11 protein-coding genes are annotated in these 14,376 nt (G+C 52.9%); 8 read left to right on the top strand and 3 right to left on the bottom strand.

The genetic code is table 11. The annotated features are described in order from the left end of the window. From ACO0LL_RS14705 to ACO0LL_RS14685, 5 genes are all read left to right on the top strand, one after another. A complete protein-coding gene (locus ACO0LL_RS14705; RefSeq protein ID WP_422951597.1) occupies positions 1 to 978 on the top strand; it encodes a hypothetical protein in 978 nt (325 codons plus the stop codon). Positions 979 to 1,002: 24 nt separating this feature from the next. Further along, positions 1,003 to 5,364 (top strand): hypothetical protein, encoded by a 4,362-nt coding sequence (locus ACO0LL_RS14700; RefSeq protein WP_422951596.1) that lies wholly within the window; start codon positions 1,003 to 1,005, stop codon positions 5,362 to 5,364. Between the two features lie 82 nt (positions 5,365 to 5,446). Next, entirely contained in the window at positions 5,447 to 7,003 is a 1,557-nt protein-coding gene (locus ACO0LL_RS14695; protein ID WP_422951595.1) for a hypothetical protein, read from the top strand. A gap of 12 nt (positions 7,004 to 7,015) precedes the next feature. Beyond that, entirely contained in the window at positions 7,016 to 7,480 is a 465-nt protein-coding gene (locus ACO0LL_RS14690) for a phage tail protein (RefSeq protein ID WP_422951594.1), read from the top strand. 96 nt (positions 7,481 to 7,576) lie between these two features. Continuing rightward, positions 7,577 to 8,071, top strand: a complete 495-nt coding sequence (locus ACO0LL_RS14685; RefSeq protein ID WP_422951593.1) for a phage tail protein — start codon at positions 7,577 to 7,579, stop codon at positions 8,069 to 8,071. A 34-nt stretch (positions 8,072 to 8,105) separates the two neighbouring features. Here the strand turns inward: ACO0LL_RS14685 and ACO0LL_RS14680 are convergent, their stop codons facing one another. The 3 genes from ACO0LL_RS14680 to ACO0LL_RS14670 are packed head-to-tail and all read right to left on the bottom strand — an operon-like array spanning position 8,106 to position 10,147. Beyond that, positions 8,106 to 8,615, bottom strand: a complete 510-nt coding sequence (locus ACO0LL_RS14680; protein ID WP_422951592.1) for a nuclear transport factor 2 family protein — start codon at positions 8,613 to 8,615, stop codon at positions 8,106 to 8,108. A 35-nt stretch (positions 8,616 to 8,650) separates the two neighbouring features. Continuing rightward, complete coding sequence (locus ACO0LL_RS14675; RefSeq protein ID WP_422951591.1) at positions 8,651 to 9,205, bottom strand: GNAT family N-acetyltransferase; 555 nt, start codon at positions 9,203 to 9,205, stop codon at positions 8,651 to 8,653. Positions 9,206 to 9,208: 3 nt separating this feature from the next. Then, positions 9,209 to 10,147 carry a histone deacetylase family protein gene (locus ACO0LL_RS14670; protein ID WP_422951590.1) on the bottom strand — a complete coding sequence of 313 codons (939 nt, stop codon included), beginning with the start codon at positions 10,145 to 10,147 and terminating at the stop codon, positions 9,209 to 9,211. A 287-nt stretch (positions 10,148 to 10,434) separates the two neighbouring features. Between ACO0LL_RS14670 and ACO0LL_RS14665 the strand changes: the two genes are divergently transcribed. From ACO0LL_RS14665 to ACO0LL_RS14655, 3 genes are read left to right on the top strand one after another with little or no spacing between them, the layout of a single operon-like run. Then, positions 10,435 to 11,355 (top strand): AAA family ATPase, encoded by a 921-nt coding sequence (locus tag ACO0LL_RS14665; RefSeq protein ID WP_422951589.1) that lies wholly within the window; start codon positions 10,435 to 10,437, stop codon positions 11,353 to 11,355. Between the two features lie 27 nt (positions 11,356 to 11,382). Beyond that, a complete protein-coding gene (locus ACO0LL_RS14660; RefSeq protein ID WP_422951588.1) occupies positions 11,383 to 12,366 on the top strand; it encodes a DUF58 domain-containing protein in 984 nt (327 codons plus the stop codon). Continuing rightward, complete coding sequence (locus ACO0LL_RS14655; RefSeq protein WP_422951587.1) at positions 12,363 to 14,375, top strand: transglutaminaseTgpA domain-containing protein; 2,013 nt, start codon at positions 12,363 to 12,365, stop codon at positions 14,373 to 14,375. The genes ACO0LL_RS14660 and ACO0LL_RS14655 overlap by 4 nt, the downstream gene beginning before the upstream one ends. The last annotated feature ends 1 nt before the right edge of the window (position 14,376 follow it).

Raw genomic sequence — 14,376 nt, 5'->3', positions numbered from 1 at the left:
ATGAAATCCGTCTATAAGCGCTCATCACTGATCAGCAACCTGCAGACTGCCTATTCCACTCCTGCCAATGTGCAGGCCAACCTGGTCAATCCTGCCATGCCACAAGTGCTGGTCGATTGGCTGGCCAACCTGGCACTGCTGCATGGCGTGCCGTTTAATTATCTGGTGCCAGATGAAAACATGCTGCCGCCAGAATCCCTGCGTTTTTTTTATCTCGACAGTAACTGGATTTCTGCACTGACTGACGGTGCCATGAGCATAGGCCGCAACCTGACGACACAGGTCGATACGCCAGAAATGAATTTGCAATCTGCCGTCTTGCCGGAGGTGACCAGCCAGGTCAAGGGTACTGCTTCGCAAGTCAGGGCCAAGGCCTTTGGTACTACTGCCAAACTCAACGAGAACAATTCCACCGTCATCAGCGGCTTTGTCCTGCGCTCTTCTTTGGTACTTGATTACCCCAGCATGGGCGTGAATGTCTATCCTCTCGGTGGCACACCAAAAGACGTGCCACCTGTCATGCTGCAAATCTTGCGGCTGGAGCAACTGGGGCCACAATCTGACACGCTGATCTGTCTGGTTGCGGGTGACGCCTACCGTGTTGATATACATGAAGCACCACAGGCGCTGCATTACGGTATTGATTGTTTCCAGAATAGCTGTACCGTCAGGGGTCAGGCCGCCACAGCGGTCAAGAATCTGTACACCTTTGGCAATGCTGCTGCCAATAACAATGGCACTACGACGAATAGCGTCACCATGAGCCAGACGGTGACGCAGACTGACATCAGCTCATGTTTCCGCAGCATATCGCCGCGCGTGCTGGGCATGGACAGTTTGTCCAAGCTTATCCTGCAAGCCAACCGCTCTGTCGCGCCACCACCGGGTACCACTGCCCCCAGCAGTATCGATTCTGCCGAGATGGGCTTTGAGATGACCGAGGGTGTGGGCATGGTCAGTTTTTATAAATCAAATTAATTAAGCCAGCGACTGAAAATCATGATGAACGCCATCGTTCCACTCAATATTGCTGCACTGCGCGTCAATAACAATGATGCCACCAATGTCGTCGGCGGCTTGCAGGGCAAGACGGCCAGCTTCAATTCCATGCCCTGGTATAACCCGAATGGTGGCACGCCACCGGCAGCGGCCAGTACCGGTGACAAGATTTATGCGCCGCTCGGCAGTACAGCCGGCGGCAACCCGCTCAACAGCCCGGCCAACCCGCTCGGTGTGGGGGTGCATTTGCAATGGGAGCTGCCTGATTATTTTCGCAAGGGGACACAACCAGCCGAAGGCGGCAATCTGGTTTTCCCGGCTGCGCCTAACCGCTGGCTGGTAACCCGCTTCCTGAGCTTCTATGATACGCAAACCCAGGCTTATGGCAGTATCAGCAGCAAGAGCTGGGTGGTTGAGAGTGATTACCTGTCATCGACACTGCAGGCCGATGCTTCCGGCATCATACGGCCTGTCATCTCTGTGCCTATCCCAGCCCAGCCTGGTTTCCAGCAACAGCCTTTCATGTACATGGGGCGGGTGGTCGATGCAGCAAGCTGGAACCCGGCGAATACACCTGTATCGAATTACCTGCCAAATTACAAAGCCACTGATGGCAGCTCACTGTACCTGACATCGATAGGTTTTGTCGGTGCCTATTTTGGTTCTTACTACCCTGAATGCTGCAGTGTGTTTGGCTTTTGGGATAATTTTTCTGACGTGCCTTATCCCGGCTACAAGTCTTTGTATGAAGCCCTGAAGGCGAATGCGACAATACAGTTCCGCACCAGTTATCAGGTCACGGGCTGGCTCAATGAAAGCTTGTCTGATCCGCTGGCCAATATTGATGCCCATATCACCGACGACTATAACCAGTACCTGACTGACTGCAATAACAACCATGTCGCCCCTGAACTGACACCCAATGATTTTTTCAAGCAGATCACTGCCGGAAAAATGAAGTGGACCTTCAATCTGGCCGATGTGGGTTATGAGCTCAATGAAAATCACACGATAGCCTCACTCAACTACCCGGAAGAAACCCTGTCTGCCGGCACCAGTCAGGAAGTTGTGTGGAACATGCTCAGCAATCCCGGCACGACTTACTTTTTGCAGTCGAATAATGCAGGCAATGTTTCTGTCTGGGATACCCAGGTTGAGATTGCCGTCGGCAATTCAACTGAAGAAGCCGTGGCTGCCATGCTCAAGACTGACATGGGCCAGCAGACCGATGACCCAAATGTATTGAGCAATTATGAATACCTGCTGGATGCCCTGCAACTGGGCTTGCTGGCGGATCTGGAAAAAACACCGAACAAACTGATTACGCTGGAAGAAGCACTGCACAGCAATGCCTTCTCTACCGACCCGGGTGGTTACCTGTGGATCATAGGCAGCCAGGAAGTCAATGGTGACACCCCGGTCAATCCTGATATCGAAGTCACCCTGCCGCTGGATCTGGCCGAACAACTCTACCTGCTGAACCAGGCGCAAAAAAATTACGACATGGGTCGCGCTGCACTCGCCACCATGCGCAAGCAATTGTTCATGGACTGGACACATTATGTGAAGCTTTACACGGGTGAGATCACTGACCCGAATATCAGCATCAACAATATGGCAAATTTCATCAACACTGCCAGCGGTGGTGAATTGAATGCCGTCATTGCCAAGGGCACGGCGGTTGGCATATTGTCGTATATCACGAATGAAGAATCAGGTGCAGTCACCGGTGTCAGCCAGCCAGTCAGCGGCGTGTCTGTCTCCAGTCTGGCCTACAAGGTCTGGGACAATTATCAGGTGGTGCAAAATGCCCTGGTTGCTTACCCGGCCTGGCAAGTGCAATGCACGAAGAGTGACGCTTTCTATTTGCCGAATGAGCCCCTGGTACTGATGCAGGGTGACATGATGGAACCCGCGCGCAGGAATGGCAAAAATCCACTGACCTTTGTGCGCCTGAGCCAGGAGATACTGGGGCAGCTCAATATCTGCTACAACAGCACTGAATTCCAGATCACCGCCAGCAGCACAGGTATCGTACCGGCCATCAACAGCAATATTCCCATGGGGGCTGATGTCAGCGCCCTGCTCGGCGAAGCCTGCCTGATCACGCCCATGCTGACAACGGCGGTGACCTCGGCACTTGCAACAAAAGGGGGGGCGAATAATCCGGCAGTTGCTTCAGCCGCTGCTTTCACTATCAGCCTGATGTATGCGCAAGGCGGCCTGAGTCCTTTGGATATAGCACCGAACGCAGGTGGTGTGCCCACCCCGCCCGCTTCGCCTGAGTCCAGTTTGTTCACGACGGTAGCAAGTGACAATTACCAGGCTGCAGCCAATCCCGCCATCGCAGTCAGCGCACCACAGTCACTGAATATCACGTTCAGCAATGCCGCCAGCAATGGCTGGGCACCGAATACCATAGGCTGGAGTACCCAGGCTACACCAGCCGGTTTCCCATCCAGCCAGGTCAATCCCTTCCTGCCGGTATTCATGGTCTGGAATGTCAGGCTCAATCCTTTGTTATGGGAAGCCAAAGACAGCAATGGTAACGCGATTTATTCACCATCGAATCTCACGGACTTCTTTACCCTGGACACAGATGCGGTCGATTATGTCTATAAGATGAATGGCAGCCAGGCTGTAAACTTCACCTCGCCTGACGCCATCACTTATGGCAACTCATCGACGATGAGTTCCAATTCCACTGGCGTGCTGGTGTATCAAATCAACTCCTATATAGCCAGCCACCCCGCTGACCCGGATAACCCTACCCTGCAAAGCATAGCCGATCTGTATGCCGACAAGAACTTCCTGGCACAATCGATCAGCGGCTTCAATATCCAGCAAATATTGACTGCTGATGTCGCCCAGGTAGCAGTCCAGGACCTGACCAAGGGCAGCCGTGACAGTGTAACCACTGCTGTCGCCAACGCTGCCAAACAAAATACCTGGGACAACTGGTATGACTTTGGCTTCAACAGCCAGCAACCTATCTCCACGGGCTTGCTGGCGCAGGGTAATTTTGGGCCCCTGCGTTCTGGTTTCCTGGAAATCATGAGCATAGAAATCGTCGATGCCTTCGGCCAGCGCATGGACCTGGCGACTGCAGCCAGCAATCCAGATGGTTCGCTGGAAGTAATTACCGCTTACTCCATGACACCGCCCGCCGAAGATACAGCGAACCAGGGCAAGATTTACCTGCCACCGAGGTTACTGGCCTCCAGTCGCCTGTGGTTCCAATGGCTGTCAGCCTCGTATGACACCAGCATTGCCGGTATCACCGGGGACTTCGAAGAGATGAGCCGTCACCCCGCCACTTCGCCCGTGTGCGGCTGGATCATGCCGAATCACCTCGATAATAACCTGTTCTTCTACAATGCCGATGGCAGCGCGATAGGCACTTTTGGCATAGAACATCTGAGCACCAATCCGACTCTGATCTATCGCACCCGTGCTGGCAACCTGGCCAATGCCACCAGCAGTCTGGCGTATGACATAGGCGAGCCAGGCTCACCCAAGGTGAATGCCAATCTGGCCAACTATATGTGGTACATCAATGGCCAGAATGCCAGCTATCTGCAAGACCTGATGAAGGTCATACTGGATTCTGCCGACTATATCAACCCAGCCAATTACGCCAGGGATGCGAATCTGTCAGTACTGCTTGGAAATCCGCTGGCGCTGGTCAGGGCCTCGGTCGGACTGGAAACTGCTGGCAACCTGCTGCCAATAAGCCAGGCTAGCAGCGGCCCTGGTGCGCCATTCCCGCAAGACGTTAACAATAACCGCGTCAATTACACAGACCGCATGGCTTACAGCAGTGCCAACCTGCCAAACCTCAATTTCCCGCTGCGCCTGGGTGACCTCGCCAATCTGGATGACGGGTTGGTTGGTTACCTGATGGATGGAACCGGTGACAATCCCTATACCAATTCGATTTTCTATGCACCTGCGGCTGATCCTGGCATGCAGGGTGGTATCCGGGCACCGGCTGAAACCACGGTGCAATTAACACTGAATGCAGCATCACGCCACCTGACCATGCTGGTTGATCCGCGTGCGGCAGTGCATGCCACGACAGGCGTCTTGCCCGTCAATGAACTGAGCATACCGCCTGACCAGTATTCAAGCGCAATGAACAGCCTGCAAGTCAATTTCGTCACCAGACCCATGCTGAAAATGAGTCAGGGCCTGGTCGTGCCTTTGCCTGCGGAGGCTGGTTATGTCTGGTCGTGGATTACGCCTGGCAGTGCCGACGAAACAGCACTGCCTGCCAATGCTGCCAACGAGACCCCGGTCTATGGTTACTCACCACAGACCCTACAGGAGGGCTGGCTGGAACTCACTCCGGACAATAATAAATGAAGCATGCATACAAGCAGTAACAAACAAGCCAGCACTACTGAAGATTTATTATTTTGATCAACCCTAACAGACAGAAAAAATTATGAGCTCAGTAATAATGACCATGAACAACCCTGCGGTACCGGGCACGCCCGCTACCATTTATACAGGGGTCACAGCCAGCCTGAATATCGCGCTCACCAATGATACCGGGGCTGATATCAATCTCACTAACGCTGCCAGCCTCGAAGTGTTTATGCCGCTGTATTTCACAGCACCACAGCTGGAGCAAATGACAATCAGCAATATCGCGCCTGCAGGCTGGACTTTCAGCTACAACAGCACTGACATGGCCCTGCAACTGAAATGGACAGGCGGCAATGCCCCCTGGGCTAGCAATGGCGCCGTCACCTTTAGCATCAACAATATACTGACATCAAACACGCCTGCTGCTGACGTCGTGCAAATCAACTTCAATGACATCAGTGGTGCCAACGTGCCTAGCCAGGTATCGTCACCACTGGCGCTGGTTGCGCAACCTGCGCCGGGTAACCTGAATTTGCATGACGTACTCAGCGTCGCACCAGAATTTGGCGGCGCGGTCTATGTGTCCGCCATTAGCAATCCACTGACCAATACCCTGTACCTGAACCTCAAGAATATCGGCAGCACGCCTCTATTCAATGGCAATAATATGTGGACGGGTTCGCCCAAGGTATCGGTCAGTTTTGTGTATGGCACGACCAGTGGCTCACTGGCACCGGACGACAAACAGCAATCTACTCAACTGGGTTCAGCCTGGGCGATCAGTGCTGGTGTCTATGTAGATCAGACTGGTGGCTGGAGTGTACAAAACCCTTCAGTGACCGGCCAGGCAAATTCGCCAACCTGGACATTGACACCCAACAATACCAACAAACAGATCATAGGGACCGGTGATCAGTCAAATGTGACGTTCTCTTTCGCCAATATCATTTCGATGACGCCGACTGGCCCTACGCAGATGTATGTGCAGTTTTCAGGATTCATGGCAAACGATGGTACGCACTATAACGATACGGTATTTGTCGTCCCCATCAGCAAGCAAATTCCACCGAATCCTGGTGCGATCGGTATCTACAGCCTGGCAGAAACCATCCACGTCAGCAGTTCCACCGAACTAGTTTCTATCCCGCTGACCTGGAGCATGTTTGGTGTCGGCAGTGTCAAGCTGAGCTTTTACATCCCCGGTATGACCATACCAGAACAAAGGTATACCTACGGCACTACCGCGCATCCTGCGCTCAATTATGACAGTGAGCATCCACAGATCACCGGCATTACCAAGACGCAGACCCTGACTGTGTATTGCTGGGCGTACTCTGACAGCAACTGGCAAAACCTGTTGAACAAGATACAGTGCACGGTGCCACTGATCTTCCCCCCTGTCATCAACAGCTTCACGATACAGACGGCCACTATTGTGCCGCCAGCCAGCTATGCTTTCCAGCTGAACTGGAATATCGAGGGGCAAAACAGTTTTGAAATCGTTGCCGATGATGGTTCAGGTACCACGCGCCAATTACCGATACCACAAACCGCGACGTCTTATATCGTCAACCCGACTTCACCACAAACCATCTATACACTGAATGTGTATGGCGATAACACTAATAACTGACCGGAGTATCCCATGCCAAATCCAAGCGCCACAGTCACAGCCACTATACAGATGCCAGTTGGCACTGTTGTCAGTTTTGCAGGATCCGCAGCACCAAACGGTTGGTTGATATGCGACGGAACAGCTATTGCTCAATCCACCTATCCAGCTTTGTATGCCCTGATCGGCGGCAATGTACCTGACCTGCGCAGCCGCTTCATCGTCGGAGCAGGCCAGGGCAATGGACTGGCAAGCCGCCCCCTGAATAACACTGGAGGAGAAGAAAATCACACACTCAACCTCAATGAAATACCAAGCCACAATCATTCCTATGGTGTTGGTGGCGGTAACGGCGGAGGTAATAACGGCACAGGGAATTCGGAGGGCTGGTCAACAACCAGTTCGGCGTTTACAACCTGGACGGGCAGCGCAGGCTCAACTTGGGCACATAACAATATGCCGCCATTTTATGCGCTGACCTACATCATCAAATACTAGATTACCGCAACCAAGCACAAAGCGACGACTTATCGTAGTGGTGCAAACATAGACCTATATTTGCACCATTTTCACTCTTTTTCAGATAAAACTACCATGAGCACTTTAACCACTACCGCGCCTTCGCAGTCAGCTGAGACGGTTGCAATCAATCCCCTGCCAGTCGGCTCCATCATTTCCTTTGGCGGCAGCGATGCACCTAACGGCTGGCTGCTTTGTGTAGGGCAGACCATCAGCCAATCGACCTACCCCAACCTGTTTGCCGTCATAGGCGGCACGGTACCCGATTTGCGCAGCCGTTTTGTCATCGGCACCGGGCAAGGTAATGGCCTCAGCAACTACCCGCTCAAAAGCACAGGCGGTGTTGAAACCGTGACTCTCAATGTCAACCAGATACCCAGCCACCAGCATTTTGGATTTGGTGAATCGGATTCCTCTTGGCCCATGGGCCTAGAGGGCAAGAATCAGATGGGTAGCAAAGGCGGGATTGACAAGGACAATTATTATTACGGTACGACAAACACCGGCGGCAACGGGGCTCACGAAAACCGCCCACCGTATTTTGCGCTGACTTATATCATCAAGTACTGAGAGTACTCAAATAAGGCTGACGCAGCGTGCGAATTCATTTTTTCTGCGCTTGTTCAGCCTGCTTTTCAGTCAGTTTTTTCACGCCATCGGCCAGATAATCAGTGAGCTCGTTAGGCACCGTCAGCGACAGCTGATAATGCCTGATTTCAAATCCATTGGCAGTTTGCTCGATGACGCCAGTGGCCTGGCAGATACCCATCTGGGTTTTTAACTGCTCATCAAACCAGATAAATTTGTGGTCTGCCGACATGCTGATATGGCGGTTGAAGGATTTGAAAGCCCAGGCAGATGGCCGTTCAAAAAACCGCTTGGCCCAGGCTTTGAATTCATCGCGCGTCCAGCGTTCGGTCTTGTCGGTACCTATATACACACCATCTTTTGCCATCTTGTCGAAATACTGCAGGCGTGCATGGGCAGCATCGTCATGCCATTCATCAATGAACTGGGCAACTTTGCTCGTGACGCTTGCAATATCATCTGCGGCATGAACCAATGTAGTCTGCATGGCCCACACTGCCAATAAAGCACTTAGTGTCTTTTTCATTTTCACATCCTGGTTTTCATAGCCGGATCGGGATATCAGTTTCGTTGGCTCAGGTAATCTGCACGGGTGATGCGGTAAATCAGGCTGGCGGCTTCGCCTGGCACATCTTCTACTTCCGAGTACAACTGCATGCCGATTTTTTCCAGGGTGCGGCGCGAAGGAATGTTAGCAGGCCTGACCAGGCCATATACAGCATCCTCAGCCAGCACGACAAAAGCAGCACGCAAGGCAGCCATCGCCATTTCCGTTGCATAGCCCTTGCCCCAGGTGTGCGCAGCAAAACGGAAATAGATGTTCAGGCCACTGAAATCACCTATCTGTTTGCGCATGACGCCACCAAAACCCAATACCTGGTCTGGCTCGTCTATAGAACAGACGGTCCAATAACCAAAATGCTGCCTATCCCATGCACCTGCCCAGTCATCCAGCAATATCCTGGTGGTTTCACGTGATCTGGGGCCGGTGGGGTTATGAATATTGGTGGCGGGATCACCATGGATGATGGCGGCGCTGTCGATATCGCTACGCTCCATCTTGCGCAACAGGAGACGTTCCGTCTTCAACGGACTCAGGCTACCGTAATTAATCATGGCTCAATCCAGGTCTGCCAGGACTTTAAGATGAGCCACCACGCTGCGCCCCAGAGCAGACAGGTTATAGCCACCTTCCAGGCAACTGACGATGCGCTTGTTGGAAAACTGCTGGGCTATCTTCATGATTTCTTTGGTGATCCAGGCGTAGTCGGCTTCGACCAGACCCATCTGTCCCATATCATCTTCACGGTGGGCATCGAAACCAGCAGAAATAAAGATCATTTCTGGTTCGAACTTGCGCAAGGCGGGCAACCACTGCTCAGTAATCAACTGGCGCACAACGTCACCATAGCTATGCGCCGGGACAGGGATGTTCACCATATTGCTGGCCGGGTGCTCAGTGCCAGTATAGGGATAATAAGGATGCTGAAAAAAACTGACCATCAGCACGCGCTCATCATCCCTGAATGCTTCTTCCGTGCCATTGCCGTGGTGGACATCAAAATCAACGATGGCAATACGCTTCAGACCGCGTACCTCCAATGCATGTTTGGCCGCTACGGCAATGTTATTGAACATACAAAAACCCATGGCTTCACTGGGGGTCGCATGGTGTCCTGGCGGGCGTATCGCACAAAAGGCATTTTCCACTTCGCCATCAAGCACGGCATCGGTTGCCGCTACAGCAGCACCAGCGGCACGCAAAGAGGCGCGCCAGGTGTAAGCATTTAGTGAAGTATCCGCATCCAGCGGGAAATGGCTGTAGTCAGAGCGCTCTGAGGGGCAGTTTTCCCGTATGCGGTAAATGGCATCGGCAGTATGCACACGCGCCAGATGAGCCTCCGTCGCTTGTGGTGCCTCGCGGTGATCCAGCAAGCTGCTGATGCGGCTGGCGATCAGTTGATCGTCTATGGCTTGCAGGCGTTCCGGTGATTCGGGGTGCCATGAACCCATTTCATGGCGTTTGCAGTCAGCATGGGTGAAGTACGCAGTTGTCATGTCTCTGTGCCAGAACTACCACAAACCCGGTAAGGCACATGCATGCCAGCGCAGTAGAAGTGATCTCAGTTCTGTTTATCTTATCTATCTTATTATCAGTTTCACCCTATTTGTCCGATTTTGCAAATCCGTCTGTCTGAATCTTTTCACTATGGGCAACAGTTTTTCACATTTCGGTTTACACTGTGGTCACAGAAATTTGACAATTCATATGCTTCGTCAGCCTGGGCTGGCTTGAACCATCATGATTTTCAGGCAACAATAAATATTGCTCAGCAAGGAAGAACATGTTTTCCAAAGTACATAAAGTAGCAAAACAGGTCAATAGCGTCATCATCGGCAAGGAACAGCAGATCAGGCAGGCGCTGGTCTGTTTGCTGGCGGGTGGACACTTGCTGATAGAAGATTTGCCTGGTGTAGGCAAAACCACACTGGCGCATGCACTGGCGATTTCCCTGGGCCTGAAATTCAACCGTCTGCAATTTACCAGCGACCTGTTACCGGCAGACGTGGTTGGCATTTCGATTTTTGACAGGGAAAAATCACAATTTGTCTTTCATCCCGGCCCCGTGTTTGCCCAGGTACTGCTGGCAGATGAAATCAACCGCGCCACACCCAAAACCCAATCCTCATTGCTGGAAGCCATGGAGGAAAGGCAAGTCTCGGTAGAAGGGCAAACGCGCAACCTGCCCTCACCGTTCTTTGTCATCGCCACCCAGAATCCTGCCCATCAGGTGGGTACTTTTGCCCTGCCTGAGTCGCAACTCGACAGGTTTTTGATGTGCCTGTCGCTCGGTTACCCGGATGCAGCAGCAGAACGTGCCCTTTTGCTGGGTGAAGACAGACGCAGCCTGCTGGCGCAATTGCCTGCCATCATGCAGCCGGAAGAATTGATGGAAGCGCAACAGCAACTCAAAAAAATCCATACTTCAGCAGCGCTGATCGACTATGTGCAATCACTGGCCCATGCAACACGCCAGGGCGATTTATTTGCCGAGGGCATGAGCCCGCGCGCCTCTATCGCCCTATTGCAGGCCGCGCGTGCCTGGGCTGCCATGGAAGGCCGTGACCACGTCCTGCCTGAAGATGTGCAGGCAGTATTGATACCCGTCATCGCACACAGGCTGCGCCCTTTGAAGTCGATGACAGGCAAGGTCAGTGCGAGCAGCGAATTGCTGGCACAACTGATGAAACGCGTCAGCGTCTGAACTGCACAGCCATAGATCAATCACGGCATGTTCACATCGATAAAAAAAAGACTGCGCAAGATCGTTTTTCTGGAACACAAGCCAGAAAGTGGTGAAGTGTTCCTGAATCAGCGGCGGGTATTCACCCTGCCCAGCAAACCCGGACTGGTATATGTCGTCCTTTTGCTACTGATGTTTTTGGCAGCAACCAATTACAGCCTGAACCTGGGCTTTGGCCTGACTTATGTCCTGGGTGGCGTTGCACTGGTCAATGTATTTTATGGCTTTCGCAACCTGGCCTACCTGCACTTGCTGCCAGGATCAGCCCGGGCTGTCTTTGCTGGTGAAGAAACCGAATATACAGTGTATCTGATCAACCGCCGCATTCACCCACGCTATGCCATCAGCGTGGGTTTTGCTGAAAAAGGCCATCCGGAAAAATTTGTTGATATCGCTGCTGACAGCCGCGTTGCCGTGCAGCTCAGCTACCCGACGACGAACCGGGGTTTGCAGGCGATACCCAGAATACGTTTGCAGACTAACTTCCCGCTGGGTCTGTTACGCGCCTGGAGCACCTGGCTGCCAGATGCCAATGCGCTGGTCTACCCACAACCAGAGGCAAATCCACCGCCCTTGCCGATGTCAGGTGCCGGGCAAAAGACAGAAGCGCCAGGCCATGCCGGTGATGAAGATTTTGCCGGTGTGCGTGCCTATCAGCCTGGCGACCCCATGAAACACCTGGCCTGGAAACAGATTGCCAAAGTCGATACAGCCCTGGGTGGCTCACTGGTGACCAAGCAATTCGCCGGAGGTTCTGGCAACGATGTCATGCTGGACTTTGCCGCACTGCCACGTAACCTCGATACAGAACTAAAACTTTCACGCCTGACCAGCTGGGTACTGGAAGCCGATCAGCGCGGCCTGACTTATGGCTTCAGGCTGGCGCATACGCAGTATCCGCCCACTACTGGGCCAGAGCACTGTGAAGCCTGCCTGCGCGCACTGGCGCTCTACGAGATACCAGCATCATGAAATTGCCAGTCTTCCGCACCATATTGTCACGCGACAAGGCAGATACCCTGCTGTTGATCTTTGCCTGCGTCTTCGTATTATTACCACATGCTGATCACGTCAAATGGTGGGTGAATGCCTCTTGCGCCCTGTTATTGACCTGGCGTGGATGGCTGACCCTGAGCGGACGCCGCCTGCCCCCTGCCTGGCTGCTGCTGCCAGTTGCCCTGATGATGATGGCCGGGGTCTATCTGACACACAGGACTTTTTTTGGCCGGGAAGCTGGCGTCACCATGCTGGTCTTGCTGCTGACCTGCAAGCTACTGGAAATGCATGCCAAGAGAGATTTGTTCGTGGTGATTTTTCTGGGCTTTTTCCTGTTACTGACGAGTTTCTTTTATCAGCAGAGCATCTTCGCCGCCATACTGACATTGACCGGGCTGTGCCTGTTGCTGACAGCGCAGTTATCCTTCCATTACACAGGTGTAGTACCGCCTTTACTGCAAAGGCTCAAGCTTGGCGCCAGCGTACTGGGGCTGGCAATTCCGCTGACCATCATCGCTTTTGTGCTATTCCCGCGCATACAGGGGCCACTGTGGGGTTTGCCAGGCGATGCGCAATCTGGCCGCAGCGGTCTGTCGAACTCAATGTCTCCAGGGAATATCAGCGAACTGGCACAGTCTGAAGAAATTGCCTTTCGAGTAAAGTTCGATAAATTCATCCCGGCCAAACCTCAGCTTTACTGGCGTGGCATCGTCATGAATAAATACGATGGGCGCAGCTGGTCTCAGGAAGAAAAAAGATCTTCCTATAAAACTGACCAGGACAAAAACTGGATTAAATATGGCGGCCAGGCCATACGCCAGGAAATCACGCTGGAAGCGAATGGGCAAAACTGGCTGTTTGCACTCGACATGCCCGCAGGCAAACCCGAACTGGACACCAATACAGGTACCGTTGCGATCATCAACAGACTGATGGAAACCCGGCGCGAGCAAGTCACCAATGACAGGCTTAAATACACGATAGAGTCGTATACCAGCTATGCTCTGGAAGCCAGCAGCAACCGCGAGATGGTGGCCGATTCGCTGAAACTGCCTGAAGGCTACAATCCACGCACCCTGGCTTTTGCTGCGACGCTGAGACAACAATATCCCGATGATATGCAGTTGATCTGGGCCATACTGAACTACTTCCGACGTGAAGCCTATTCCTACACGCTGGAACCACCGCGCCTGGGCAGGAATAGTGCCGATGAATTCCTGTTCGATACCAAGGCTGGTTTTTGCGAGCATTATGCCAGTGCCTTTGTCCTGCTGATGCGCGCCGCCAATATCCCAGCACGGGTAATTGCCGGCTATCAGGGCGGCAACCTGAATTCTGTCGATGGTTATCTTGAGATACGCCAGTCCGACGCGCATGCATGGGCCGAAGTCTGGCTGGAAGGTAAAGGCTGGCTCAGGATAGACCCAACGGCAGCCGTCGCACCGGAAAGGGTGCAGCGTTCACTCAATTATGCCGTGCCGCGCCAGGGCCTGGCGGGCCTTATGAACCTGAGCCCGGATGGAATTTCTTTTTTCAACCAGGTGCGCATGCAATGGAGTGCCGTCAATAACTCCTGGAATCAATGGGTATTGAACTACAACCAGAATACCCAGAGAAGCCTGTTGAACTCCATGGGCCTCATGAAAGTGGACTGGACACAACTGACCATGTTGTTTTTTGTCGCGACCAGCCTGATACTCGGCCTGATCTCCCTGCCCTTAATTCGCAACCGGCCACGTGTCACAGCGCTTGATAAGGTATACTTTTCTTTCTGTCGCAAGATGGAAAAAAAGACCGCAGCACGCGCTTTGCATGAGGGGCCAAAAACCTATCTGGAAAGATTGCGCAGCAGCCTGCCCGCAGCTGAATTTGAAAATGCCGAGCGTTTTCTGGCACTGTACGCAAGTGCCCGCTACGGCAAAGACCCAGGTCCGGAAAGCACGCTGATCCGGCGTTTGAAAACCTTGCTGGCAGCATGCCGCTAAT

Origin of the sequence: Undibacterium sp. TC4M20W (assembly GCF_049340245.1) — a bacterium.
Taxonomy (GTDB): Bacteria; Pseudomonadota; Gammaproteobacteria; order Burkholderiales; family Burkholderiaceae_D; genus Undibacterium.
The sequence above is the reverse complement of the archived record's forward strand: the minus strand, read 5'-3'. Positions and strand labels throughout refer to the sequence as shown.

Coding starts and splice junctions, on each gene's coding strand:
- ACO0LL_RS14705 (WP_422951597.1), top strand. CDS start 1: ATGAAATCCGTCTATAAGCGCTCATCACTGATCAGCAACCTGCAGACT.
- ACO0LL_RS14700 (WP_422951596.1), top strand. CDS start 1,003: ATGAACGCCATCGTTCCACTCAATATTGCTGCACTGCGCGTCAATAAC.
- ACO0LL_RS14695 (WP_422951595.1), top strand. CDS start 5,447: ATGAGCTCAGTAATAATGACCATGAACAACCCTGCGGTACCGGGCACG.
- ACO0LL_RS14690 (WP_422951594.1), top strand. CDS start 7,016: ATGCCAAATCCAAGCGCCACAGTCACAGCCACTATACAGATGCCAGTT.
- ACO0LL_RS14685 (WP_422951593.1), top strand. CDS start 7,577: ATGAGCACTTTAACCACTACCGCGCCTTCGCAGTCAGCTGAGACGGTT.
- ACO0LL_RS14680 (WP_422951592.1), bottom strand. CDS start 8,615: ATGAAAAAGACACTAAGTGCTTTATTGGCAGTGTGGGCCATGCAGACT.
- ACO0LL_RS14675 (WP_422951591.1), bottom strand. CDS start 9,205: ATGATTAATTACGGTAGCCTGAGTCCGTTGAAGACGGAACGTCTCCTG.
- ACO0LL_RS14670 (WP_422951590.1), bottom strand. CDS start 10,147: ATGACAACTGCGTACTTCACCCATGCTGACTGCAAACGCCATGAAATG.
- ACO0LL_RS14665 (WP_422951589.1), top strand. CDS start 10,435: ATGTTTTCCAAAGTACATAAAGTAGCAAAACAGGTCAATAGCGTCATC.
- ACO0LL_RS14660 (WP_422951588.1), top strand. CDS start 11,383: ATGTTCACATCGATAAAAAAAAGACTGCGCAAGATCGTTTTTCTGGAA.
- ACO0LL_RS14655 (WP_422951587.1), top strand. CDS start 12,363: ATGAAATTGCCAGTCTTCCGCACCATATTGTCACGCGACAAGGCAGAT.